This is a genomic window from Streptomyces sp. CNQ329 (assembly GCF_000482585.1).
This window is the reverse complement of record NZ_AXVU01000014.1, coordinates 91488-116389: the sequence shown is the minus strand read 5'-3', so window position 1 is coordinate 116389 and position 24902 is coordinate 91488. Positions and strand designations below refer to the sequence as shown.

The 24902-nt window shown below is 72.7% G+C and carries 18 protein-coding genes and 2 pseudogenes; 13 read left to right on the top strand and 7 right to left on the bottom strand.

From position 1 onward, the window contains the following. Positions 1-149 precede the first annotated feature (149 nt). Positions 150-434, top strand: coding sequence for an HPr family phosphocarrier protein (locus I003_RS0111990; protein WP_027771760.1), 285 nt, complete (start codon positions 150-152; stop codon positions 432-434). Positions 435-551: 117 nt separating this feature from the next. On the opposite strand, the gene I003_RS0111985 is transcribed toward I003_RS0111990, so the two are convergent. From I003_RS0111985 to I003_RS0111975, 3 genes are all read right to left on the bottom strand, one after another. Next, positions 552-1241, bottom strand: a complete 690-nt coding sequence (locus I003_RS0111985; protein ID WP_027771759.1) for a GntR family transcriptional regulator — start codon at positions 1239-1241, stop codon at positions 552-554. A 150-nt stretch (positions 1242-1391) separates the two neighbouring features. Continuing rightward, entirely contained in the window at positions 1392-2756 is a 1365-nt protein-coding gene (locus tag I003_RS0111980; protein WP_037720687.1) for a M16 family metallopeptidase, read from the bottom strand. 20 nt (positions 2757-2776) lie between these two features. Further along, complete coding sequence (locus I003_RS0111975) at positions 2777-4138, bottom strand: M16 family metallopeptidase (RefSeq protein ID WP_027771757.1); 1362 nt, start codon at positions 4136-4138, stop codon at positions 2777-2779. Between the two features lie 177 nt (positions 4139-4315). On the opposite strand from I003_RS0111975, the gene I003_RS0111970 reads away from it, so the two are divergent. The 4 genes from I003_RS0111970 to I003_RS0111955 all read left to right on the top strand — a co-directional run bounded on the left by I003_RS0111970 (position 4316) and on the right by I003_RS0111955 (position 10226). Then, a complete protein-coding gene (locus I003_RS0111970) occupies positions 4316-6769 on the top strand; it encodes a DNA topoisomerase IV subunit A (protein ID WP_027771756.1) in 2454 nt (817 codons plus the stop codon). Positions 6770-6857: 88 nt separating this feature from the next. Further along, the gene (locus tag I003_RS0111965; RefSeq protein WP_027771755.1) at positions 6858-7820 is read left to right on the top strand and encodes a pyridoxal-phosphate dependent enzyme; all 963 of its coding nucleotides are present in this window, start codon (positions 6858-6860) and stop codon (positions 7818-7820) included. 85 nt (positions 7821-7905) lie between these two features. Then, positions 7906-8589 (top strand): DUF485 domain-containing protein, encoded by a 684-nt coding sequence (locus I003_RS0111960; protein ID WP_027771754.1) that lies wholly within the window; start codon positions 7906-7908, stop codon positions 8587-8589. Next, on the top strand, positions 8586-10226 hold the full coding sequence (locus tag I003_RS0111955) for a sodium/solute symporter (RefSeq protein ID WP_027771753.1): 1641 nt from the start codon (positions 8586-8588) through the stop codon (positions 10224-10226). The genes I003_RS0111960 and I003_RS0111955 overlap by 4 nt, the downstream gene beginning before the upstream one ends. Before the next feature lie 51 nt (positions 10227-10277). Here I003_RS0111955 and I003_RS36855 read toward each other — a convergent pair. Continuing rightward, positions 10278-10518 (bottom strand): annotated as a pseudogene (locus tag I003_RS36855) (histidine kinase); the annotation flags it as partial. Between the two features lie 237 nt (positions 10519-10755). Next, complete coding sequence (locus tag I003_RS0111950) at positions 10756-11682, bottom strand: sucrase ferredoxin (RefSeq protein ID WP_027771752.1); 927 nt, start codon at positions 11680-11682, stop codon at positions 10756-10758. Positions 11683-11882: 200 nt separating this feature from the next. Between I003_RS0111950 and I003_RS0111945 the strand changes: the two genes are divergently transcribed. From I003_RS0111945 to I003_RS0111915, 7 genes and pseudogenes are all read left to right on the top strand, one after another. Further along, positions 11883-12887, top strand: a complete 1005-nt coding sequence (locus tag I003_RS0111945) for a LacI family DNA-binding transcriptional regulator (RefSeq protein WP_027771751.1) — start codon at positions 11883-11885, stop codon at positions 12885-12887. A gap of 136 nt (positions 12888-13023) precedes the next feature. Continuing rightward, positions 13024-14418, top strand: coding sequence for an extracellular solute-binding protein (locus I003_RS0111940; protein ID WP_027771750.1), 1395 nt, complete (start codon positions 13024-13026; stop codon positions 14416-14418). Between the two features lie 2 nt (positions 14419-14420). Then, positions 14421-15371: a carbohydrate ABC transporter permease gene (locus I003_RS0111935; RefSeq protein ID WP_027771749.1), complete on the top strand. Its 951-nt coding sequence runs from the start codon at positions 14421-14423 to the stop codon at positions 15369-15371. Positions 15372-15387: 16 nt separating this feature from the next. Beyond that, entirely contained in the window at positions 15388-16269 is an 882-nt protein-coding gene (locus I003_RS0111930) for a carbohydrate ABC transporter permease (protein WP_037720676.1), read from the top strand. A gap of 50 nt (positions 16270-16319) precedes the next feature. After that, the gene (locus I003_RS0111925; protein WP_027771747.1) at positions 16320-17978 is read left to right on the top strand and encodes a glycoside hydrolase family 13 protein; all 1659 of its coding nucleotides are present in this window, start codon (positions 16320-16322) and stop codon (positions 17976-17978) included. Positions 17979-18044: 66 nt separating this feature from the next. Continuing rightward, a pseudogene (locus I003_RS0111920) lies at positions 18045-19769 on the top strand (glycosyl hydrolase family 28-related protein); the annotation flags it as partial. A gap of 131 nt (positions 19770-19900) precedes the next feature. Further along, complete coding sequence (locus I003_RS0111915) at positions 19901-20986, top strand: alpha-mannosidase (protein WP_027771745.1); 1086 nt, start codon at positions 19901-19903, stop codon at positions 20984-20986. Positions 20987-21025: 39 nt separating this feature from the next. Here I003_RS0111915 and I003_RS0111910 read toward each other — a convergent pair whose 3' ends face one another. Further along, positions 21026-23140, bottom strand: coding sequence for a DNA topoisomerase IV subunit B (locus tag I003_RS0111910; RefSeq protein WP_027771744.1), 2115 nt, complete (start codon positions 23138-23140; stop codon positions 21026-21028). A 432-nt stretch (positions 23141-23572) separates the two neighbouring features. Between I003_RS0111910 and I003_RS0111905 the strand changes: the two genes are divergently transcribed. Further along, positions 23573-23803, top strand: coding sequence for a DUF7455 domain-containing protein (locus I003_RS0111905; RefSeq protein WP_027771743.1), 231 nt, complete (start codon positions 23573-23575; stop codon positions 23801-23803). Between the two features lie 204 nt (positions 23804-24007). On the opposite strand, the gene I003_RS0111900 is transcribed toward I003_RS0111905, so the two are convergent. Further along, on the bottom strand, positions 24008-24850 hold the full coding sequence (locus I003_RS0111900; protein WP_027771742.1) for a serine protease: 843 nt from the start codon (positions 24848-24850) through the stop codon (positions 24008-24010). Positions 24851-24902 lie beyond the last annotated feature (52 nt).

Below are 24902 nucleotides of genomic sequence, written 5' to 3'. Positions count from 1 at the left end.
CCGCGGAGCGTGCCGGGCCCCGCGGGCGGCCGGGGCGGGCGGCACAGGGCCGCACCCGGAGGCGTCAGGCGCAGGCCGGCCGCGGTCCGGGCGGTTCGGCGCGCGTGCAAGAATGGTCTAGACAACTAGGACGAGGGAAGGGCAACACCATGGTTGAGCGCCGCGTCACCGTCGGCTGGGCCGAGGGACTGCACGCGCGTCCCGCGTCGATCTTCGTGCGGGCGGCCACCGCCGCCGGCGTCCCGGTGACAATCGCCAAGGCCGCCGACGGTAACGCCGTCAACGCCGCCTCCATGCTGGCCGTGCTGGGCCTGGGCGCCAAGGGCGGGGACGAGATCGTCCTCGCCTCGGAGGCCGACGCCTCGGACAGCGCGCTCGACCGGCTGGCCAGGCTGGTCCAGGAGGGCCTCGACGAGCTGCCCGAAACCGTCTGACGCACGACCGCGCGCATCCGCGGGCACCGCCGGACGGAAATGGCCGATGACCGCCGATCGCATTTCGGCGGACCGGGCATTTCCCCCGCGTCTCCCATTTCCAGCGGCACGCCATTGTTACGGCTGATCGCTTCCCGTGTTTACAACATGTTTCCTGGAACTCACCCGCACGGTTCTGCGCAATTCGTGCGGGCCCGTCGAGCGCTCCACGTGTGCCGCGGCGAGCGCCCTGGCCCGCTCCGCGTCCCCGCGCGCCACGGCGTCGGTGAGCGCGGCGTGCTCGTCCCACGCCTCCGCCGTCCGGACCGCGGGCGAGGCCCCGTACAGCCAGGACACCTTCCGGCGCACCTGCACCAGCAGCGCGGTGAGACTGCGGCTGCCGGTGGCCTGCGCCAGCGTCTCGTGGAACCACGTGCTCAGCGACGGCAGCTCCGCGACGTGCCCGCGCTGCGCCCGCTCCCTGCCGAGGCGCACCAGGCCGTGCAGCACCTTCAGATGGGCCTCCGTACGCCGCTGGGCCGCGCGGGCGGCGCCCAGCGGCTCCAGCAGCGCGCGTATCTCCAGCAGGTCGGCGGCGTCCTGCGCGGTGGGCTCGGCGACGCAGGCGCCGGCGTGCCGCTTGGTGGTGACGAAGCCCTCCGACTCCAGCGTGCGCAGCGCCTCGCGGACCGGCACCCGCGAGACGCCGTACCGGCGCGCGAGGTGCTCCTCGGCGAGCCGGGCGCCCTGGGCGAAGAATCCCGAGACGATGTCGTCGCGGATCGCCGTGCACACCGCCTGGGAAATACCGCCGTTCACCGCGCACACCGCATCATCCACGCCCCTTAGCGCCGCCCGGGTGAACAGTATGGCAGTGGTATGCGAATTGCGGCAGGAACGCGAAAGAGCCCGGCGGTACCGCCGGGCTCTTTCCGGTCTGCTACGGGCCCTTTATCGCGGGGGGCGGAAAGCCGGCGGTCAGCCGGAGATCACCCTCACCTCACCGATACCCAGCTCCCGCACCGGCTCAGCGATCTTCTCCGCGTCGCCGACGAGCACGGTGACGAGCCGGTCCGTGGGGAAGGCGTTCAGCACCGCCACCGTGGCCTCCACCGTGCCGGTCTCGGCGAGCCTGGCGTACTGCCGGGCCTGGTAGTCGTCCGGGAGCTGCTGCTCGACCTGGTCGGCCAGCGTGCCGGCGACCGCGGCCGAGGTCTCGTACCGCAGCGGGGCCACGCCGACCAGGTAGTCGGCCGCCGCGTCCCGCTCCGCGTCGGACAGCCCGTCGCCCAGCGAGCGCAGCACCTGCCAGGTGTCCGCCAGCGCCGGCCCGGTCACGTCGGTCTCCACGGAGCCGCCGATGGCCAGCAGCGCGGCGCCGGTGCCGTCGGCCGGGGAGCGCAGCGACTGAGCGGAGGCGCGTACGCCGTAGGTGTAGCCCTTCTCCTCGCGCAGCACGACGTCCAGGCGGGAGGTGAGGGTGCCGCCGAGGCAGTACGTGCCGAGGATCTGGGCGGGCCAGACGGCGTCGTGCCGGTCGGCGCCGACGCGGCCGACGAGCATCTGCGTCTGCACCGCGCCCGGCCGGTCGACGATGACGACCCGGCCGGTGTCGTCCGCGGCCACGGGCGGCAGCGGGCGGGCCTCGGCGGGGGTGCCGGTCCAGGCGCCGAGGGTGCCGGCCAGCGCGTCCTCGACGCCCGCGCCGGTCAGGTCGCCGACGACCACGACGGTGGCGGTGGCGGGCCGGACGTGGGCGTCGTAGAAGGCCCGTACGGCGGCCGCGTCGATCCGTGCGACGGACTCCGCCGTGCCCCAGCGGGGGCGGGAGAGCCGGTCGCCGGCGGCGAACAGCTCGGCGTACAGGGCCATCGCGGCGCGCCGGCCGGGATTGGCCAGCTCGTGCGGGATCTCGTCCAGCCGGTTGGCGACCAGCCGCTCGATCTCGTCGTCCGGGAAGGCGGGCGCGCGCAGCGCGTCGGCGAGCAGCGTCAGGCCGCGGCGCAGCCGCGAGGCGGGCACCTCCAGGGAGACGCGGACGCCGGGGTGGTCGGCGTGCGCGTCGATGGTGGCCCCGCAGCGCTCCAGCTCGGCGGCGAACTCCTCGGCGGTGTGGGTGTCCGTGCCCTCGGAGAACGCCCGCGCCATGATCATGGCGACGCCGTCGAGCCCTGCGGGCTCGGCGTCCAGCGGCGCGGCGAGGCACACCTCGACGGCGACGACCTGCTGGCCGGGGCGGTGGCAGGTGAGCACCGTGAGCCCGTTGTCGAGCGTGCCGCGGTCCGGGGCCGGGAACGCCCAGGGCCGGGCCTCGCCGCCCTTCGGGCGGGGGTGGAACGTCATCGTGCCGGTCGTCTGGGCGCTCACGCCTGAACCTCGTCTTCCTCGGTGCCCGCGGCGCCGTTCTCGTCCGCCTCGTCGGCCGCGGGTGCCGTGGGCTCGTACACCAGCGCCGCGCGGTTCTCCGGGATCAGCCGCGCCTTGGCCACGGCCTGTACCTCCTCGGCGGTCACGCCGAGGATCCGCTCGACCGCGCCGAGCGCGAGCTTCGGATCGCCGAAGAGCACGGCGTAGCGGCAGAACTCGTCCGCCCGGCCGCCGACCGTCGCCAGCCGGTCCAGCCACTCGCGCTCCAACTGCGCCTGCGCCCGCTCCATCTCCTCGGGCGTCGGCCCCTGTTCGGCGAAGCGGGCCAGCTCCTCGTCGACGGCGGTCTCGATGGCGGGCACCTCGACGCCGCCGGACGCCTTGACGTCCAGCCAGCCGAGCGACGGCGCGCCGGCCAGCCGCAGCATCCCGAACCCGGCCGCGACGGCGAGCCGGTCGCGGCGCACCAGGCGGTTGTAGAGCCGGGAGGACTCGCCGCCGCCGAGCACGGTCAGGGCCAGGTCCGCGGCGTCCGCCTCGCGGGTGCCGTCCTCGGGCAGCCGGTACGAGGCCATCAGCGCCCGCGACGGCACCTCTTCCTCCAGCCGCACGCGCTGCCCGCCGCCGAGGGTGTCGGGCAGCGAGCCGTCGCGCGGAGGCTGCTTGCCCTCGTGCGCGGGGATCGAGCCGAAGTACCGCTCCACCCAGGCGAGTGTCTGCGCCGGGTCGATGTCGCCGACGACGGAGAGCACGGCGTTGCTCGGCGAGTAGTAGGTGCGGAAGAACGCCTGGCAGTCCGCGAGCGAGGTGGCGTCCAGATCGGCCATCGAGCCGATCGGCGTGTGGTGGTACGGGTGGCCCTCGGGGTACGTCATCGCGGCGAGCTTCTCGAACGCCGTGCCGTACGGAACGTTGTCGTACCGCTGCCGGCGCTCGTTCTTCACCACGTCGCGCTGGTTGTCCAGGCTCTCCTCGGTGAGGGCGGTGAGCAGCGAGCCCATCCGGTCGGCCTCCAGCCACAGCGCCAGTTCGAGCTGGTGGGCCGGCATGGTCTCGAAGTAGTTGGTGCGCTCGAAGCTGGTGGTGCCGTTGAGCGAGCCGCCGGCGGACTGCACCAGCTCGAAGTGGCCGTTGCCGGAGACCTGCGCCGAGCCCTGGAACATCAGGTGCTCGAAGAGGTGGGCCAGGCCGGTGCGCCCGGCCACCTCGTGGCGCGAGCCCACGTCGTACCAGATGCACACCGAGGCGACCGGCGTGAGATGGTCCTCGGAGAGGATGACCCGCAGCCCGTTGTCCAAGCGGTGTTCTTCCAGTGTCAGTCCGCCTGAGTTGGCCTGCGGGGTGGCCGTCTGACCCATGGGCATGGAGTCCCTTCGATCGCTGCTGTACGCGGGACACCGGAGGTCCGGTGTCGCGCCCCCACTGTATGCCGGGGGCCGTGCGCCGGGTCGTGGTCGGCGATGTCGGCGCGTGGGTCCACAATGGGGGCGCACGCCGACCCCCCGTGAACGAGCCGATGAGGAGCAGCAGCCGAGATGGCCCGCCGCAGAAGCAGTGCCCCGCCGCCTGAGGAGTTCGAAGAGCGGATCCTCGACGTCGACGTCGTGGACGAGATGCAGGGCTCCTTCCTCGAGTACGCGTACTCGGTCATCTATTCCCGCGCGCTCCCCGACGCCCGCGACGGCCTGAAGCCCGTGCACCGCCGCATCCTGCACCAGATGAACGAGATGGGGCTGCGCCCTGAGCGGTCGTACGTGAAGTGCGCGCGCGTCGTCGGCGAGGTGATGGGCCGCCTGCACCCGCACGGCGACTCCGCCATCTACGACACGCTGGTGCGCATGGCGCAGCCGTTCTCGATGCGGCTGCCGCTGGTCGACGGCCACGGCAACTTCGGCTCCCTCGGCAACGACGACCCGCCGGCGGCCATGCGCTACACCGAGTGCCGCCCCGCGCCCGCCGCGACGCTGATGGTCGAGTCGATCGACGAGGACACGGTCGACTTCACCGCGAACTACGACGGCAGCGAGCAGGAGCCCGTCGCCCTGCCGTCCGCCTTTCCGAACCTGCTGGTCAACGGCGCCTCGGGGATCGCGGTCGGGATGGCGACCAACATGCCGCCGCACAACCTCGGCGAGGTCATCGCCGCGGCGCGCCACCTCATCCGGCATCCCGGCGCCGACCTGGAGACCCTGATGCGGCACGTGCCGGGCCCCGATCTGCCCACCGGCGGCCGGATCGTCGGCCTCGACGGCATCCGGGACGCGTACGAGACGGGCCGCGGCAGCTTCAAGATCCGCGCCACCGCGACGGTGGAGCAGGTCTCCGCGCGCCGCAAGGGCATCGTCGTCACCGAGCTTCCCTTCACCGTCGGCCCGGAGAAGATCCGCGCCAAGGTCAAGGACCTCATCGGGGCGAAGCGGCTGCAGGGCATCGCCGACCTGAAGGACCTCACGGACCGCGAGCACGGCCTGCGGCTGGTCTTCGAGATCAAGAACGGCTTCCACCCCGAGGCCGTGCTGGAGCAGTTGTACAAGCTGACGCCGATGGAGGAGACCTTCGGCATCAACAACGTCGCGCTCGTCGACGGCCAGCCGCTCACGCTGGGGCTGAAGGAACTGCTGGAGGTCTTCCTCGACCACCGCTTCACGGTGGTGCGGCGCCGCAGCGAGTTCCGGCGCACCAAGCGCCGCGACCGGCTGCACCTGGTGGAGGGCCTGCTCGTCGCCCTGCTCGACATCGACGAGGTCATCCGCATCATCCGGGCCAGCGAGAACGCCGCCGAGGCCAAGGAGCGGCTGATCGGCCACTTCTCGCTCTCCGAGATCCAGACGCAGTACATCCTGGACACGCCGCTGCGCCGGCTGACGAAGTTCGACCGGCTGGAGCTGCAGGCCGAGCGGGACCGGCTGACGGCGGAGATCGCCGAGTTGACGCAGATCCTGGAGTCGGACGCCGAGCTGCGCAAGCTGGTGTCCGGGGAGCTGTCGGCGGTGGCGAAGAAGTACGGCAGCCGGCGCCGCACGGTGCTGCTGGAGGCCGGCGGGGAGCCGGCCGCGGCGGTGCCGCTGGAGATGTCCGACGACCCCTGCCGGGTGCTGATGTCGTCCACGGGCCTGCTGGCCCGTACCGCCAACGGCGATCCCTTCGGGGACCCGGCGCCGGCGAAGCGCGTCAAGCACGACGTGATCGTCTCCGCCGTGCCCACCACGTCACGGGCGCACATCGGCGCGGTGACCTCGGAAGGGCGGCTGCTGCGGCTGCCGGTGATCGACCTGCCGGTGCTGCCGGAGACCGCGGCCCGGCCCAGCCTGGCCGGCGGCGCGGCGGTCTCGGAGTTCCTGACGCTGGCGGACGGCGAGAAGGTCGTCTGTCTCACCACGCTCGACGAGTCCTCGCCGGGCCTGGCGCTGGGCACCGAGCAGGGCGTGGTCAAGCGGGTGGTGCCGGACTACCCGGCGAACAAGGAGGAGTTGGAGGTCATCTCGCTCAGGGAAGGCGACCGGATCGTGGGCGCGGCGGAGCTGCGGACGGGCGAGGAGGACCTCGTGTTCCTCACCAGCGACGCCCAGTTGCTGCGCTTTCCCGCGGGGCAGGTGCGGCCGCAGGGCCGGCCGGCGGGCGGCATGGCGGGCGTGAAGCTGGGCGCGGGCGCGAAGGTCGTGGCGTTCCACGTGGTCGACCCCGCGGCGGACGCGGCGGTGCTGACGGTCGCGGGCTCCTCCGGGGCGCTGGACGGGGCGTGGGTGCAGACGGCGAAGCTGACGCCGTTCGACCAGTTCCCGCGGAAGGGGCGGGCGACCGGTGGCGTGCGCTGCCAGCGGTTCCTGAAGGGCGAGGACCGTCTGACGTTCGCCTGGGCGGGACCCACGCCGGCCCGCGCGGCGGGGCGCACGGGCGGCCCGGTGGAGCTGCCGGAGCCGGACCCGCGCCGGGACGGCTCGGGGACACCGCTGGCCAAGCAGGTGACGGCGGTGGCGGGGCCGGTGTAGCCGGTCCCGCCGGGCGGGCGTCGGGCGCCGGTCGCGTCGGCGGGATGTCGTTGGACCCGCGGGTCGCCGGCTGCCACCGTGGGGTGCCATGAGGACTCCGACCGTCACCGACGCCCTGCTCGCCCGTCGGCTGATCCGCGACGCGCTGCCGCCGACCCCGCTGTGGTCGTACCCGACGCTGGACCCGGGTGCCGCCGCGGCCGTGCTCGTCAAGCACGAGAACACCCAGCCGACGGGCGCGTTCAAGGTACGCGGCGGCCTCACCCTGCTCGCCTCCATGACCGGGCAGGAGCGCGCCCGCGGCATCGTGGGCTACTCCACCGGCAACCACGCCCAGTCGCTCGCCTACGCCGCCGCCCGGCACGGCGCGCCGTGCACGATCGTGATGCCGGAGCGCCCCAACCCCGGCAAGGCGCGTGCGGTCACCGCCCTGGGCGCGGAACTGATCGAGCACGGCGCGACGTTCGACGAAGCCCGCCCGTACGCAGCGCAGTTGGCCGCCGAGCGCGGCGCCCGGCTGGTCAGCGCCGCGGACGAGCCGGAGATCGTCGCCGGAGTGGCCACCGCATACCTGGAGCTGTTCGAGCAGGCGCCGGACCTGGACGCGGTGATCGTCCCGGTCGGCGGCGGCAGCGGCGCCGCGGCTGCGTGCCTGGTGGCCGCGGCGTTCGCGCCGGGCTGCCGGGTGGTCGCGGTGCAGTCCGGTGCCTCCCCGGCGGCGTACGAGTCGTGGCGGGCGGGCCGCGTCGTCGAACGCCCCAACCGCACCCGCGTCGAAGGGCTCGCCACCGGCAGCGGCTTCGCGCTGCCGCAGGCGCTGATGCGTGCCGGGCTGGCGGACTTCCTCCTCGTCGGCGACGAGGACATCGCCCGCGCCCAGGGCAGCCTGATGCGCGACGCGCACACGCTGGCGGAGGGCGCGGGCGCCGCCGCGTACGCGGCGCTGCACGCGCATCCGGACGCTTTCGCCGGGCAGCGCGTGGCGGTCGTGTGTACGGGAGGGAACGCCCGGGAAGCGGAGATTGCCAGTTCTGTTCACCTGAAGGTGTGAAGGGTCGGGAATGCCCTGTCTGTGATCTCCTTCCGTTGCCCATTCTGGGCACTCGGCAATCCCGCCGAGCGAGGAGAGCACTGCGGTGAAAAACCCCCGGGGGCCCGAGGGGGCCCCGCCAGCCCCGCCCCACGATCCGTGGTCCGACCGGCCGGACTGGTCCGGCCGTGCGGACGCAGCGTCCTGGCCGGACGCATCGCCCTGGCCCGCCCGGTCGGCGCCGACCGACCGGCGCGAGCAGTTCTACGCGCCCGACGCCCCCGCCCCCGGCTGGGGCTGGGACGGCTGGGAGCCGGAGTCCGCACCGCCGCCGCCCCGGGCCGGTGAGCCGCGCGCGGCGGCGGACGGCGGCGGGCGCCGCCCGGACCCCGGGGCGGGGAGCGGCGGCATCGACGCCGAGCCGGACGACGAGGTGTACCTCGCCGTCCACGCCGCACCCGAGTTCCGGCGCGTCCGCAGCCGCTACCGCCGGTTCGTCGTCCCGGCCGCGCTCGCGTTCCTCGCCTGGTACCTGTCGTACGTCGTCGCCGCCACCGTCGCGCCCGAGCTGATGAGCCGCCGGGTCGCCGGCCCGGTCAACGTCGCGCTCCTCGCCGGCCTCGGCCAGTTCGCGACGACGTTCCTGCTCACCTGGGCGTACGCCCGGCACGCCCGGCTGCGCCGCGACCCGGCCGCGCTCGACCTGCGCTGGGACATCGCCATGCGGACCCGGCGCACGGACGGCTATGTGGACACCCGCAGGACCCCGCGGCAGGAGCCGGACCGGTGACCGGGGAGCACCAGAAGCTCGCGCTGCTGCTGTTCTGCGCTTTCGTGGCGCTGACGCTGGCCATCACCCTGTGGGCGGGCCGGCGGCACGGCTCGCCGGACGAGTTCTACGCCGGCGGGCGGCTGTTCACGCCCATGGAGAACGGCTTCGCCCTCTCCGGGGACTACATGTCCGCCGCCTCCTTCCTCGGCATCTCCGGACTCATCGCGCTCTACGGCTACGACGGCGTGCTCTACTCCGTGGGCTTCCTCGTCGCCTGGCTCGTCGTCCTGCTGCTCGTCGCCGAACTCGTCCGCAACTGCGGCCGGTTCACCCTCGCCGACGTCGTCGCCTCCCGGCTGCGCCGGCCGCAGGTGCGGTTCGCCGCGGGCGTCTCGTCGGTCACGGTCTCCGTGCTCTACCTCGTCGCGCAGATGGTCGGCGCGGGCAGCCTGGTCGCCCTGCTGGCCGGCGGCCACACCGGCACCGGCGCGCGCACCGCGGCGGTCGCGGGCGTCGGCACGCTGATGGTGACATACGTCGTGCTCGGCGGGATGCGTGCGACGACCTGGATCCAGATCGTCAAGGCCGTGCTGCTCCTCGCCGGGGCGTTCACGCTCACCGTGCTGGTGCTGCTGCGCTTCCACGGCGATCCCGGCGCGCTGCTGGAGGCCGCGGCCGGGCGCAGCGGCCACGGTGCCGACTTCCTCGCCCCGGGGCTGTCCTACGGTGGCGGGCTCGCCGAGCGGCTGGACATTCTCAGCCTCGGCATCGCGCTGGTCCTGGGCACGGCGGGGCTGCCGCACATCCTGGCCCGCTTCTCCACCGTGCCGACGGCCGCCTCCGCGCGCCGCTCGGTGGTCTGGTCGATCGGGCTGATCGGCGGCTTCTACCTGATGACGATCGTGCTCGGCTTCGGGGCCGCGGCGCTCGTGGGCGGTGCCGCGGTGCGCGCGGACGATCCGTCGGGCAACACGGCGGTGCCGCTGCTGGCGCTCGACCTCGGCGGCGGCGCGGCTTCCACGGGCGGCACCGTTCTCTTCGCGGTGGTGGCGGCGGTCGCGTTCGCGACGATCCTCGCGGTGGTCGCGGGGATCACCCTGGCGTCGTCGGCGTCGGTGGCGCACGACCTGTACGCGACGGTGCGCCGCTCCCGCGCCCGGCGCCGCGCGGATCGTACGGGAGCGGACCGGGACGGCGCGTCCGCCGGCGGCGCCCGCGAGGTGGCGGTGGCGCGGGTGGCCGCGGCGGTCATCGGGGCGCTCGCCATCGGCCTCGGGCTGCTGGCCCGGGACCTGAACGTGGCGTTCCTGGTGGGGCTCGCGTTCGCGGTGGCGGCCTCGGCGAACCTGCCGGTGCTGCTCTACGCGCTGTTCTGGCGCCGCTTCACCACGCGCGGTGCGCTGTGGGCGCTGTACGGGGGGCTCGGCCCCGCGGTGCTGCTGGTGGTGTTCTCGCCGGTGGTCTCGGGCAGCCCGGACGCCCTCTTCCCGGGCGTGGACTTCCACGTCTTCCCGCTGCAGAACCCGGGTCTGGTGTCGGTGCCGCTGGGCTTCCTCGCGGGCTGGCTGGGCGCGGTCACGTCCGCGGAGCCCGCGGATCCCGTACGGCACGCGAAGACGGAGGTCCGGGCGCTGACCGGGGCGGGGGCCGTCTAGCGGCGGAGCCCTCGGGGCTACGGAGCCGGCAGCCGGCGGGCGGGTACGCGCCCGGCCGTCGCTGACGGCCGGCAGGTCGGATCCCGCGACCCGGCCGCCGAGCACGTCGGCGGTACGGCCGGGGGCAGCACCTCGTCCGGCGGCCGGCCGGTGTGTCCGGGGCGATGCTGGGCAGCCGGGCGGCCTCGCCGTTGACCAGCCGCAGCCGGCCGCAGCCGTCGAGGGCGACGACGCCTTCGCGGATGCCGTGCAGCATCGCCTCGCGCTCGTCGAGGAGCGCGGCTATGTCGGCGTTGCACCCATGGGCGAACCGCAACCGGACCGGGACGCCACGGGCACTCCCCCGGGCGCGGCTTCGCGGCGGGCCGGACCGGGCCGGAAACCGGCGCCCGTGCCCGGCCGGGCGAACGCCGCCGCTCCGGACGGCGGTTGCATCGGCGCGGCGCGGGGGCGTCCCGGACCGGCCGCGCGGGACCCGCCGGGCCCGCGCACGACGCGGACCGCGTCCCGGCGCCTCCCGCTCGCGCGCTCACAGCGCGCGCGGCACTCCCGCGGCCATGTGCGTCTGCGCCACCGGCGCGGCGCCGCAACTGGCCGGCGTGGCCGCCGCGGCGGCACGCGGGGTGACGGGCACGCGCCAGGCCCGCCCGTCGCGGTGCGCGACGGTCACCAGCCGGCCGTCGCCCCCGCCGGCGTCGCCTTCGGTGCGTACGACGGTGAGGTCGTCGGCGCCGTACACGCCGGTCAGCCGGCGCACCGCCAGCTCCGCCGCCTGTCCGGGGCGCTCCCAGGTGGAGCGCCCGCGGCAGCCGTCGGGGACGACCTGTCCGGAGGCGAGCGACTCGACGACCTCCTTGACGGCGTGCGGGGTCATGCGGCCGTAGGCGTAGCCGTGCGGCAGCAGGAGAAGGGTGGGTGAGAAGCGGTGGCCGCCGATGTGGGTGATCTCCCAGGTCGCGGTCCCCCCGGAGGCGTGGAGGTCGGCGGCGAGGGGGCGGCCGAGGAGCGCGCAGCAGCGGTCCCGTCGGCCGTTGGTGCAGACGCACACCAGCGGGTCGCCGTGGTACGGGCCGGCGCCGAGGGCGGCGTCGAAGCCGGCGTGCTCGCCGCGGCCGAGGGCGGCGAAGTCGAGGCCGACGAGGTGCGCCGGGTCGCGCACGTCCGTGGTGCGGATCCAGGCGCCGCCGGGGGCGGTGTGGGCGGCGAGGACGCGGCGGCTGGCGGGGACGCGGACGTCGGCGTGCCGGCCGGGCCGGCGGATGAGCGCGACGCGCACGCCGGTGCCCTCGGCGCGCTCCTCCAGGGCGCGGCCGACCGCGGGGTCGAGGTGGCTCTGGGTCAGCGCCTCGTTCCCCCACGGGCCGGTCTGCTCGACGAGCAGCCAGGTCGCGGCGACGGCCGCGGTCCCGGCGAGTGGTTCGCCCAGCTCTCCGGAGGCGGTCGCGCACGTACTCACGAAGGTGAGCCTAACCGTTCTTCAACGCCTCGTCCCGCGGGGCCCATCCGTCCCGGTGATCCCTCGCGCCCCGGGTTGCCCGCGGAGCCGCCGTGGCGGCGGCGTACGGCCGCGCCCCGCCGTACCGCGGACGCGGACGGAACCGATCAGTCCGGCACCGGCCGCAAGCAACTTGCGTTTCTTGCGCTAATCTTGCGGTCATGACTCGACGACTTGCTGAGGTTGCCAAAAAGGTGGGGGTCTCCGAGGCCACCGTCAGCCGCGTGCTGAACGGGAAGCCCGGGGTGTCGGAGGCGACCCGGCAGGCGGTGCTGTCGGCCCTCGACGTGCTCGGCTACGAACGGCCCACCCAACTGCGCGGCGAGCGCGCCCGGCTGGTCGGCCTGGTGCTGCCGGAGCTGCAGAACCCGATCTTCCCCGCGCTGGGCGAGGTGGTCGGCGGCGCGCTGGCGCAGCTCGGCCTGACCCCGGTGCTGTGCACGCAGACGAAGAACGGCGTCTCCGAGGCCGCGTACGTGGAACTGCTGCTGCAACAGCAGGTCTCCGGCGTGGTCTTCGCCGGCGGCCAGTACGCGCAGTCCGCCGCCCCGCACGAGCACTACCGCAGGCTGGCCGAGCGGCGCATCCCGGTGGTGCTGATCAACGCCGCCATCGAGGACCTGGGCTTCCCCCGCGTCTCCTGCGACGACGCGGTCGCCGTCGAGCAGGCATGGCGCCACCTGGCGTCCCTCGGCCACCGCCGCATCGGCATGCTGCTGGGCCCCGCGGACCACGTGCCCTCGGCACGCAAGCTCGCGGCGGCCGAGGAGCTGGCGCGGCAGACCGGCCTGGAGCTGCCGGCCTCGCGGGTGGCGCGGGCGCAGTATTCGCTGGAGAGCGGGCAGGCGGCGGCGACGCGGATGCTGGAGGACGGCGTCACCGGCTTCGTATGCGCCAGCGACCCGCTCGCGCTCGGGGTGATCAGGGCGGTGCGGCGGCGCGGGCTGGACGTGCCGGGGGACGTGTCGGTGGTGGGGTACGACGACTCCGCGTTCATGAACTGCACCGCACCGCCGCTGACGACGGTGCGGCAGCCGATCGAGTCGATGGGCCGGGCGGCGGTCGAGCTGCTGTCGGCGCAGATCGGCGGCGCCCCGGTGGCCGCCGACGAGCTGCTGTTCGAGCCGGAGCTGGTGGTGCGCGGCTCCACCGGCCCGGCGCAGTGAGGGATCTTCAACTTCTAGTCTCATTCTTGCAATTCTCGCGCGACATATTGCGAACCCCTGTCGACGGTGGTTGAGTGTGCGCGCCACGGCAGCGTGCAGCCGTGGCTTCCCGCTCCTGCCCAGAGGGGTCACCGAGATGAGACACACCGGGTTCCGCCGTACCAGCGCCGCCCTCGCCGTCAGCGCCACCCTGGCGCTCGTCGCCGCGTGCGGCACCTCCAGCTCCGACGAGGGCGGGGACGACGCGGCCGATCCGGCCGATGCCGCCGCCCCGCTGGACCCGGAGACCGAGGTCACCCTGACGATCGACTGCATGCCGCCGGCGGCGGAGAAGGCCGAGCTGAAGGAGTGGAAAGAGGACGTAGCGGCCTTCAACAAGGAGTACCCGAACGTCACGATCGAGGGAAAGCAGACCGACCCCTGTCTGGAGCCCCCGCGGTTCACGGCCATGCTCAAGGCCAGGTCCCAGCCGGACGCCTTCTACACGTACTTCACCGACCTGCAGCAGGTGCTCGACAACGACGGCGCCGCGGACATCACCGCGTACGTCAACGAGAAGACGGTCCCGGCGCTCGAGGACATCGACCCGCAGGTCCTCGACGTGCTGAAGCAGGACGGCAAGATCTACGGGCTGCCGACCAGCAACTACACCATGGGCCTGCTGATCAACCGCACGCTCTTCGAGGAGGCCGGCCTCGACCCCGACGACCCGCCGTCGTCCTGGGACGAGGTGCGTTCCGCCGCCAAGGCGATAGCCGGCCTCGGTGACGGCATCAGCGGCTTCGGCGAGTACAGCGCGGGCAACAACGGCGGCTGGCACTTCACCGCCTCGATGTACGGCCTCGGCGGCGACATCGTCTCCGAGGACGGCACCGAGGCCGCCTTCAACGACGACACCGGCCGCGCGTACGTCGAGAACCTCCACGCGATGCGCTGGGAGGACGACAGCATGGGCAAGACCCAGTTGCTCAAGTGGGGCGATCTGCAGAAGCAGATGGCGTCCGGGAAGCTCGGCATGTTCCTCGCCGCGCCCGACGACATCACGTACATGGTCCAGCAACTGGGCGGTGACTACGCCGACTACGGCATGGGCCCGATGCCCGGCGGCGAGGCGACCCTCTTCGGCGGCAACGACTACCTGATCAAGAAGGGCAGCTCGCCCGACCAGATCAAGGCCGCCATCGCCTGGCTGAACTTCAAGTTCCTCACCCCCGGCAAGGGCCAGTTCGACTGGGGACGCACCAAGGCCGACAAGCTGCCGGTCGGGCTGCCGCAGCCCGACTTCTGGAAGGGCGAGAGCAAGCAGCGTGACGACGAGCTGCGCGCCGAGCACTCCACGATGCCGGTCGAGAACTTCAAGCCGTTCCGCGACGACCCGGTCCCCGGCCGCGCCGAGCCGCCCAGGGCCCAGGAGATCTACAAGGTCCTCGACACGGTGATGTCCGGCGTGCTCACCAACGAGGACGCCGACCCCGCCGGGCTTCTCGACACCGCCGAGGACCAGGTCAACCAGGTCCTCGCGAACCAGTAGCCATGGCGGCGCCCACCCTGTCCCGGCCGGCCGCCCCCGCGAAGGGGCGGCCCGCCGGCCGGCGGCGCACGGGCCGCGAGAACTTCGGCCGCGCGCTGCGCCGCAACCTCACCGCCCACGGCTTCCTCATCGGCGCCGTGCTCTGCTTCTCGCTCTTCTCCTGGTATCCGATGGTCAGGGAGTTCATCCTGGCCTTTCAGAAGAACGAGGACGGCGAGACCGTCTGGGCGGGCTGGTCGAACCTCAGCTACATCGTCAACGACCCCGCCTTCTGGCAGGCGTGGCGCAACACGCTCGCCTTCACCGGACTCGCGCTGCTCCTCGGCTTCGCCGTGCCGTTCGCGGTCGCGCTCGTGCTGAACGAGTTCCGGCACGGCCGCGCGTACCTGCGGGTCCTGGTGTATCTGCCGGTGATGCTGCCGCCGGTCGCCTCCGTGCTGCTCTTCAAGTACTTCTACGACCCGGGCCACGGGCTCTTCAACCGGGTCCTGGAGACCTTCGGGCTGCCCGCGCAGGACTGGCTGCAGTCGAGCGACACCGCGATGCTCTCCGTCGTCATCGCCGCGACGTGGATGAACATGGGCGCGGCCACACTGATCTACCTGGCCGCGCTGCAGGGCATACCGGGTGAGCTCTACGAGGCCGCGGAGCTGGACGGCGCCGGGATCCTCCGCAAGATCTGGCACGTCACCATCCCGCAGACCCGGCTCATCCTGTCGCTGATGCTGCTGATGCAGATCATCGCCACGATGCAGGTCTTCGTGGAGCCGTTCCTGCTCACCGGCGGCGCCGGCCCGGAGAACTCGACGCTGACCGTCGTCCAGCTCATCTACCAGTACGCCTTCACCTTCAACAACTACGGCAGCGCCGCGGCCCTCGGGGTCGTCCTGATGCTGGTGCTCGCCGTCTTCTCGGCCGCGTTCGTCCGCCTCGACCGCGGCAGCGAAGACTGAAGCCGGGAGATCCCAGATGGCCGTATCGCAAAGGACGCTGATCTCGCCGGCAGTGCTGGCCAGGCCGCGCGGAAAGGCCCTGTACTGGTGCGCGTTCGCGCTGGTCATAGTGGTCTTCACGCTGGCCTTCATCGGGCCGCTGTACTGGATGGTGACCAGCGGACTGAAGTCGTCCCAGGAGTTCGCGCAGACCCCGCCGACGCTCGTGCCCGGCGAGGTCGAGCCGGACAACTACTCCGAGGCGTGGAGCGTCCTGGACCTGTCCGAACTGCTCCTCAACACCTGCGTGTACGCCTTCGGCGCGCTGGCCTTCCAGCTCGTCTTCGACGTGGCCGCGGCGTACTCGCTGTCCAAGCTCCGCCCCGTGCTGGGCAAGGTCATCCTCGGCGCGATGCTCGCGACCCTGATGATCCCGGCGACGGTGCTCGTCGTACCGCAGTACCTCACGGTGCTCGACGTGCCGCTGGTGGAGCGCAACCTCATCAACTCGCCGTGGGTGATCTGGCTGCCGTCGGTCACCAACGCCTTCAACATCTTCCTGCTCAAGCGCTTCTTCGACTCCATCCCCCGGGAGCTGATGGACGCCGCCGCCATGGACGGCGCCTCACCGATGCGCACCCTGTGGTCGATCGTCCTGCCCATGTCCCGGCCGGTCCTCGGCGTCGTCTCGATCTTCGCGGTCGTCGCCGTGTGGAAGGACTTCCTCTGGCCGATGCTCACCCTGCCCGACCCGTCGAAGCAGACCCTCAACGTCGGCATCTACTCGCTGGCCGCCAGCGTCCCGGAAAACCAGCTCATCGCGGCCCTCGCGATCGCCTCGGTGCCCACGTTGGTGATCTTCCTCGTCTTCCAGCGCAACATCATGCACGGCCTGACCGCCGGCAGCCTCAAGGGCTGACGGTAAGGGCCCTCTTCCTGAACCAGTAGGGATTTCCTGTGAGGGATTCAGTGTCGGATACGAGCTGGTGGCGCGACGCCGCCATCTACCAGGTCTACGTACGCAGCTTCGCCGACGGGGACGGCGACGGCACCGGCGACCTCGCCGGCGTCCGCGCCCGGCTTCCGTACCTCTCCGAGCTGGGCGTGGACGCCATCTGGTTCACCCCGTGGTACGTCTCACCGATGGCCGACGGCGGCTACGACGTCGCCGACTACCGGGCGATCGACCCGGCGTTCGGCACCCTGGACGAGGCCGAGAAGCTGATCGCCGAAGCCCGCGCCCTCGGTATCCGCACGATCGTCGACGTCGTGCCCAACCATGTCTCCGACGCCCACCCGTGGTTCCGCGCCGCGCTGGCCGCGGGGCCCGGCAGCCCGGAGCGCGAGCTGTTCCACTTCCGCCCCGGCCGCGGCCCCCGCGGTGAGCTGCCGCCGAACAACTGGCCCTCCCAGTTCAACGGCGAGTGCTGGACCCGGCACGCCGACGGCGACTGGTACCTCCACCTGTTCTCCGAGCGGCAGCCGGACCTCAACTGGGCCCACCCCGCGGTGCGCAGGGAGCACGAGGACGTTCTGCGCTTCTGGTTCGAGCGGGGCGCGGCGGGCGTACGCATCGACTCCGCCGCCCTGCTGGCCAAGGACCCGGCGCTGCCCGACTGGGACGAGGGCGACCCGCGCGGCGAGCCGAACCCGTACGTCGACCGCGACGAACTGCACGAGATCTACCGCTCCTGGCGGACCGTCGCCGACGAGTACGACGGCGTGCTCATCGGCGAGCTCTGGGTGCCCGAGCCGGAGCGCTTCTCCCGCTACCTGCGCCCGGACGAGCTGCACACGGCGTTCAACTTCGACTTCCTCGCCCGCCCCTGGGACGCCGCCGAGCTGCGGGCGTCCATCGACACCACGCTCGAATACCACGCCCCGGTCGGCGCGCCCGCGACGTGGGTGCTCTGCAACCACGACGTGACCCGGACCGTCACCCGCTACGGCCGCGACGACGCCGACCCGGGCACCGGCTTCGACTTCGCCGCCAAGCGCTTCGGCACCCCGAGCGACCCCGTGCGCGGCACCCGCAGGGCCCGCGCCGCGGCGCTGCTCTCGCTCGCCCTGCCCGGGTCCGTCTACCTCTACCAGGGCGAGGAGCTGGGCCTGCCGGAGGCGGACGTGCCGCGGGACCGCATCGTCGACCCGATGCACTTCCGCTCCGAGGGCCGCGACCCCGGCCGGGACGGCTGCCGGGTGCCGCTGCCCTGGCGGACCGGCGGGCCTTCGTACGGATTCAGCGACCCGGCGGACCCGGGCGGCCCCGGCGGTGCGCACGTCAACGGCGCCGGCCATGCTCCGGCCGAGCCGTGGCTGCCGCAGCCGGCCGGCTGGGGCGCGTACGCCGTCGAGCGCCTGGCGGACGACCCGCGCTCGATGCTGCACCTCTACCGCGACGCGCTGCGGCTGCGCCGCAGCGAACCGGGGCTGGGCGACGGGCCGATGCGCTGGCTCGACGCCCCCGAGGGCGTGCTGTCCTTCGCCCGCTCCGAGGATTTCGTCTGCGTCGTCAACGTCGCCTCGGAGCCCGCGCCGCTCCCGGCACACCGAGACGTCCTGATCGGCAGCGGCCCCCTGGACGACGGGCGGCTGCCGCGGGACACGGCGGTCTGGCTGCGCATCTAGCTCCGCTGCGCCGCGCGGCCGGATCGCCGCCCTCACCCCCACCCACCCCCCACGGGAAGGTATGTCATGCGCAGAGCACGCATAGGAAGGATCACGCTGGCCGCGTCCGTGGCCGCCGCCGCGGCACTCGTCGCCGTGCCCGGCGGCGCTCACGGCGCGCCCGAAGCGGGCGCCGACCTGCCGTTCGTCTCGATCGAGGCGGAGGCGGCCGAGACCAGCGGCAGCCTCGTCGGCCCCGACTACACCCAGGGCACCCTGGCCTCGGAATCCTCGGGGCGGCAGGCGGTGCAGCTCGACGCCCAGGGCGAGTACGTGGAGTTCACCCTCACCGCGCCGGCCAACGCCGTCAACGTCGCGTACAGCGTCCCCGACGGCAAGTCCGGCAGCCTCGCCGTCTACGCCAACGGCACCGAACTGGACGCCCCTCTCGCCGTCACCTCCCGCTACTCCTACCTCGACACCCCCTGGATTCCCGGCGCCAAGACCCACCACCTGCTCGACAACGCCCGTGTCCTCCTGGGGCAGAACCTGGAGGCGGGCGACACCGTGCGGCTGCAGGCCGACGACCTCGCCGGCGGCCCGTACACCGTCGACGTCGCCGACTTCGAGCAGGTCGCCGCGCCGGTGGAGCAGCCGGCCGGCTCGGTCTCCGTGGTCGACAAGGGCGCCGATCCGACCGGCGCGGCCGACTCGGCGGAGGCGTTCCGTACCGCCATCGCGGAGGCCAGGGGCGGCGGAACGGTGTGGATCCCGCCGGGCGACTTCAAGGTCGGCTCCGAACTGTCCGGAGTCGAGAACGTGACGCTCAAGGGCGCCGGCTCCTGGCACTCCGTGGTACGCAGTTCCCGTTTCGTCAACCAGTCGGGCTCTGCGGGCAACGCGCACCTCGCCGACTTCGCCGTCATCGGCGACGTCACCGAGCGCGTCGACGGCAATCCGGACAACTTCGTCAACGGCAGCCTCGGCTCCGGCTCCACCGTCTCCGGGATGTGGCTGCAGCATCTGAAGGTCGGGCTCTGGCTGACCGGCACCAACGACAACCTCGTGGTCGAGGGGAACCGGTTCCTCGACATGGCGGCCGACGGCCTGAACCTCAACGGCAACGCCCAGGGCGTCCGGGTGCGTGACAACTTCCTGCGCAACACCGGCGACGACGCGCTCGCCATGTGGTCGCTCAACGCGCCCGACGTGGACTGCACCTTCGCGGACAACACCATCTCGCAGCCCAACCTGGCCAATGGCATCGCGATCTACGGCGGCACCGACATCACCGTCGCGAACAACCGGATTCTGGACACCAACGCCCTGGGCAGCGGCATCGCGATCTCGAACCAGAAGTTCCTGGACCCCTTCCACCCGCTGGCCGGCACCGTCACCGTCGTCGGGAACGAGCTGGTGCGCACCGGCGCGATGAACCCCAACTGGAACCACCCGATGGGCGCGCTGCGCGTCGATGCCTACGACAGCGCCATCGAGGCGGACGTGAACATCACCGACACCGTCGTCACCGACAGCCCGTGGAGCGCCTTCGAATTCGTCTCCGGCAGCGGTACGGGCAAGGCCGTGCAGAACGTCACCATCGACGGCGCCACCGTGAGCGGCGTCGGCAGCGTCGTCGTGCAGGCCGAGACCCAGGGCGAGGTGACCGCCGGCAACGTCACCGCCACGGACGTCGGCGTCGCGGGCGTCTACAACTGCCCGTACCCGGAGGGCAGCGGCACCTTCACCCTGACCGACGGGGGCGGCAACTCCGGCTGGGACAGCGCCTGGGAGGACTGCTCCGCCTGGCCCGGCCAGGACTGACCCGCCTCCCCACGGCACAGCGCTCCGCACAGCGCACCACGGCACAGCGGTCCACTCGTCCGGGCTCCCGGTTCACCCCCGCGGGCCGGGAGCCCGTCCCCCATGAGAGGAGCACCACCGTGACCACCCGAAGAGCATTCCTCGCCGGCGCCGCGGGCGCCGGCCTCGCCACGGCAGGCGGCCTGCCGTCCGCCGCCGCACCCGCCGCCGGGACGCGCGCGGCCGGCGCCGCCGAACCGTCCCCGTACGTGCACGCCTTCTACTACTCCTGGTACGGAAACCCCGGCCATCACGGCTCGTGGGTGCACTGGCAGCAGGGCGGGCACACGCCGCCCGACGACATCGGCGCCGACTTCCACCCCGCCCTCGGCGCCTACGACTCGGGCGACTACGAGGGCGCCGTCGCGCAGCACATGACCTGGGCGCGGCAGGCCGGCATCGGCGTACTGGCCTATAGCTGGTGGGGCCGCGGCGGCTACGAGGACCGGCTGGCGGCCGGCGTGCTGGACGCCGCGGCGGCCGAAGGGCTGCAGATCGCCTGGCACATCGAGCCCTACGCGGGGCGCGACGGGGCGTCGGTCGTCGCCGACGTGGCGTACCTGGAGGAGACCTACGGCGGCCACCCCGCCTACCACCGCGCGGCGGACCGGGGCGGGCGCTGCGCGTACTACGTCTTCAACAGCCTGAACGTCACCGACTGGGCGCCGATCGCGGCGATCCGGGACAGCGCCCTGGTGATGGCCCAGACCACGGACGTCTCCCGCGTCGAGCACTTCGGCGGCATCTACACCTACGACGCCATCGCCGGCGCGAACAACCCGGACTGGGCGGGCGTCGCGGCGTGGTGCCGCGCCAACGACTTCGTGTGGGCGCCGTCCATCGGCCCGGGCTACCTCGACGACCGCGCGGTGCCGGGCAACACCTCGCCGACCGTGGACCGCGCGGACGGCGAGGTGTACGACCGCAGTTGGGGCTACGTGCTGGACCCGGCGAAGGGCGGGCCGGCGGACTGGGTGACCCTCACGTCCTTCAACGAGTGGCACGAGGGCAGCCAACTGGAGCCGGCCGCGTCCGCGCCGCCGCTGCCGGTCTACGTCACGTACGACGGCGCCTACGGGCGTACCGGAGCGGAGGCCGAGACCGCGTATCTGGACCGGACCCGGCACTGGGTGACCGAGTTCGAGACGGCGTCCGGCCGGACCTGAGGCGGGCCCGGGCCCCGGCCGGTCCTCGCGGGCCGGGGCTCAGGTGTCGATCCGCGAACGGTCCAGGGTGGCCGCCGAGTTGGTGATGAACTCCTTGCGGGGGGCGACCTCGTTGCCCATCAGCAGGTTGAACACCTGCTCGGCGGCCTCCAGGTCGCTGATGTTGATCCGCCGCAGCGTGCGGTACCGGGGGTCCATCGTGGTCTCCGCGAGCTGGTCGGCGTCCATCTCGCCGAGGCCCTTGTAGCGCTGGATGGAGTCCTTGAAGCGCCTGCCCTTGCGCTGCAGGTCGAGCAGGGTCTCGCGCAGCTCGTTGTCCGAGTAGGTGTAGATGTACTTGTCCTGGCCCTTCTTGGGCTGGATCAGCTCGATGCGGTGCAGCGGCGGGACCGCGGAGAACACCCGGCCCTCCTCGACCATCGGGCGCATGTAGCGCTGGAAGAGGGTGAGCAGCAGGGTGCGGATGTGTGCGCCGTCGACGTCGGCGTCGGCGAGGAAGATCACCTTGCCGTAGCGGGCCTGGTCGATGTCGAACGTCCGCCCCGAGCCGGCTCCTATCACCTGGATGATCGCGCTGCACTCGGCGTTCTTCAGCATGTCCGCGACCGACGCCTTCTGGACGTTGAGGATCTTGCCGCGGATCGGCAGGAGGGCCTGGAACTCGGAGTTGCGGGCGAGCTTGGCCGTGCCCAGCGCGGAGTCGCCCTCGACGATGAAAAGCTCCGAGCGGTCCACGTCGTCGCTGCGGCAGTCGGCGAGCTTGGCGGGCAGCGAAGAGGACTCCAGCGCCGTCTTGCGGCGCTGCGCCTCCTTGTGCTGCCGGGCGGCGATGCGCGTACGGGCCGCGGCCACGGCCTTCTCCAGCACCGCGCGCGCCTGCTGCTTGGCGTCCCGCTTGGTGGAGGTCAGGAACGCCTTCAGCTCCTTGCCGACGACCTGCGCGACGATCCGGGAGGCCGCCGAGGTGCCCAGCACCTCCTTGGTCTGGCCCTCGAACTGCGGCTCGGCGAGCCGGACGGTGACCACCGCGGTCAGGCCCTCCAGCGCATCGTCCTTGACGATGTCGTCCTCGGCGACACGCAGCAGCTTCAGGCTGCGCAGGGCGTCGTTGACGGTGCGGGTCAGCGAGCGCTCGAAGCCGGCGACGTGGGTGCCGCCCTTGGGGGTGGCGATGATGTTGACGAAGGAACGGATCGTGGTGTCGTACCCCGTGCCCCAGCGCAGCGCGATGTCCACGCCCAGGTCGCGGGTGACCTCGGTGGGCGTCATGTGCCCGCGGTCGTCGAGCACCGGGACGGTCTCCTTGAACGTCCCCTGCCCGGAGAGCCGCAGCACGTCGCAGACCGGCCTGTCGGGGGCCAGGAACTCGCAGAACTCGCTGATCCCGCCGTCGTAGCGGAAGGTCTCCGCGGTGTGCTCGGCCTTGTCGGCGGAACGCTCGTCCCGCACGACGAGCGTGAGGCCGGGCACGAGGAAGGCGGTCTGCCTGGCGCGCGCGTGCAGGTCGTCGAGGGACAGCTCGGCGTCCTTGAGGAAGATCTGCCGGTCCGGCCAGAAGCGGATGCGGGTGCCCGTCCTGGTCTTGGGGATCTTCTTGCCCTTGGTCATGCCGCTCGCCGGCTCGAAGGAGGCGTCGGGGCCGTTGCCCGAGAACCGCCCGGGGACGCCGCGGCGGAAGCTCATCGCGTGCGTCCTGCCGGAGAGGTCGACCTCGACGTCGAGCCGGGCGGACAGCGCGTTGACCACGGAGGCGCCGACGCCGTGCAGGCCGCCGGAGGCCGCGTACGCGCCGCCGCCGAACTTGCCGCCGGCGTGGAGCTTGGTCATGACCACCTCGACGCCGGAGAGGCCGGTCTTCGGCTCGACGTCGACGGGGATGCCGCGGCCGTCGTCGTCGACCTCCACGGAGCCGTCGGCGGCGAGCAGGACCTCGATGTTCCGGCAGTAACCGCCGAGGGCCTCGTCGACGGAGTTGTCGATGATCTCCCACAGGCAGTGCATCAGGCCGCGGCTGTCGGTGGAGCCGATGTACATGCCGGGCCGCTTGCGGACGGCCTCCAGACCCTCCAGAACGAGCAGGTGCCGCGCGGTGTAGTTGGAGCCGTCGCGCTCGGCGGCGGCCAGCACGGACGGCACGGACGTGTCGGCGGTCACTCAGTTCGCTCCTCGCTGAATTCGGGCCCGGGTGGCGGTGGCGGGCCTCATCTGCCGGTCAGAGGGTACCGAGGCTCTATAGAGCCGGTACGCAGCCACCCGCATGTGACTCGATACTAGTCCCGCTTCGAGTGCATGTTCGATCCCTCGGAGGGGTGATTCGTTTATCACGTTCCCTTACACGCATGAACCATTTAGGCTCCGGGCACGTCCTCATGAACAACCGGCAACCCAGCCGGGGAGGCCAAAAGGGACCAAAGACGCTCAATACCGCACAAGCACGACAAGCACTACGGCTCATCCGCCGCCACCTGGCGACATCGGCCCTGGTGAGGAAGGCTTTCCCGATCCCGAGCCACGAGCGGGAACGTTTTCGGCCTGGTTGGATGTTGACCCTGGTACGACAGCTCGTCGAGCTAGAGAAGAGGCGACGTGACTACTGTTCTGACTCCCGCAAGCCCGCTGACGGCCGCCGACCGGTGCGACCGCTGTGGAGCCCAGGCCTACCTGCGTGTTGTCCTGACGAGCGGCGGGGATCTGCTCTTCTGTGCGCACCACGGCCGTAAGTTCGAGCCGGAGCTCAAGAAGATCGCTGCCGAGATACAGGACGAGACGGAGCGGCTCCAGGCCACTCCGGCGTCGGCATCCGCCGACGAACGCTGACGCTCCGACGTCAGCCCGACGAGCCTCGTGCGGCCCCCGGGCCGGATAGGCGGTCATTCCCGCAGGGGGTGGCCGCCTCGTCGGTTTCCGGGGTGGTACGGGCCCGTACGGCCGGCACGGCGCGGCGCGTCCGGTGATGAGCGGGCGGCGCGACCCGTACGGCACAGGACGCCGTAGGGGCGGCGAGGCCGGCTCGTGTGCTCCTCAGGAGCCCTTCCGGAGTGTGTGTGCCGTGACGGTCCCCGCGACCGCTGAGATGCGTGTGTAGACGCCCGGGCGGCCCCTCTCACCGCACCCCTCGCCCCAGGAGACCAGGCCCACCAGCCGTCCCCGTACGACCAGCGGGCCGCCGCTGTCACCCTGGCAGGCGTCCCGGCCGCCGCGCATCAGTCCGGCGCAGACCATCGACGCCGCGAGATAGCGGCCGTGGCGATCGCCCGGGTACGCCCGCTCGCAGACCGCGTCCGGCAGCACCTCGACATCCGCGGCCTGCAGCGTCGCGGGGTGGTCCGCCGTCCCCCCGGTGTCCCCCCACCCGTAGACGCGGGCCGGCGAGCCCGGCCGGTAGGCCGGGTCGTCCGGCTCCTTCGCCGGCTTCAGGGACTTCCCGGCAGCCGCCGGGCGGTCGAGGCGCAGCACGGCGACGTCACCGGCGTTGGTCCGGCCGTCGTAGGCGGGGTTCACCCACACCCCCTCGACGGCCAGCTCCTCGCCTCCGGTGCCCGCGAGGTCCCCGCGGCCGGCCACGACGCTCAGATCCCCCGCCTTGCTCCAGTGCACGCCCAGCGTCTCTTCGCCGAGGCAGTGCGCGGCCGTCAGGACCACCTTCGCGGACACCAGCACGCCGGCGCAGAACTGCCCCGAGCGCTGGTCGCCGAAGAGCTTCCGGCTGGTCAGCGCGACGGTCCAGGGGCTGTCGTCGATGTGCACCGGGCGCCCGCCGACCACCACGCCGTCCGCCGCCGCCGGTGGTGCCTGCCCGAGCACGGCCGGGGGAAGCAGCACGGCGACGGCGGCGGCGACTATCGGGCGAAGGCACAGGCGCATGAGGTCTCCCTGACGGCGTGGGGCGCGGGCGGTCGTGCACCCAGCCTCGGGC

What these genes read in the sequence shown, in the direction of transcription:
- I003_RS0111990 (WP_027771760.1), top strand. Translation starts at nt 150, where the DNA reads ATGGTTGAGCGCCGCGTCACCGTCGGCTGGGCCGAGGGACTGCACGCG.
- I003_RS0111980 (WP_037720687.1), bottom strand. Translation starts at nt 2,756, where the DNA reads ATGACGTTCCACCCCCGCCCGAAGGGCGGCGAGGCCCGGCCCTGGGCG.
- I003_RS0111975 (WP_027771757.1), bottom strand. Translation starts at nt 4,138, where the DNA reads ATGGGTCAGACGGCCACCCCGCAGGCCAACTCAGGCGGACTGACACTG.
- I003_RS0111970 (WP_027771756.1), top strand. Translation starts at nt 4,316, where the DNA reads ATGGCCCGCCGCAGAAGCAGTGCCCCGCCGCCTGAGGAGTTCGAAGAG.
- I003_RS0111965 (WP_027771755.1), top strand. Translation starts at nt 6,858, where the DNA reads ATGAGGACTCCGACCGTCACCGACGCCCTGCTCGCCCGTCGGCTGATC.
- I003_RS0111945 (WP_027771751.1), top strand. Translation starts at nt 11,883, where the DNA reads ATGACTCGACGACTTGCTGAGGTTGCCAAAAAGGTGGGGGTCTCCGAG.
- I003_RS0111940 (WP_027771750.1), top strand. Translation starts at nt 13,024, where the DNA reads ATGAGACACACCGGGTTCCGCCGTACCAGCGCCGCCCTCGCCGTCAGC.
- I003_RS0111935 (WP_027771749.1), top strand. Translation starts at nt 14,421, where the DNA reads ATGGCGGCGCCCACCCTGTCCCGGCCGGCCGCCCCCGCGAAGGGGCGG.
- I003_RS0111930 (WP_037720676.1), top strand. Translation starts at nt 15,388, where the DNA reads ATGGCCGTATCGCAAAGGACGCTGATCTCGCCGGCAGTGCTGGCCAGG.
- I003_RS0111900 (WP_027771742.1), bottom strand. Translation starts at nt 24,850, where the DNA reads ATGCGCCTGTGCCTTCGCCCGATAGTCGCCGCCGCCGTCGCCGTGCTG.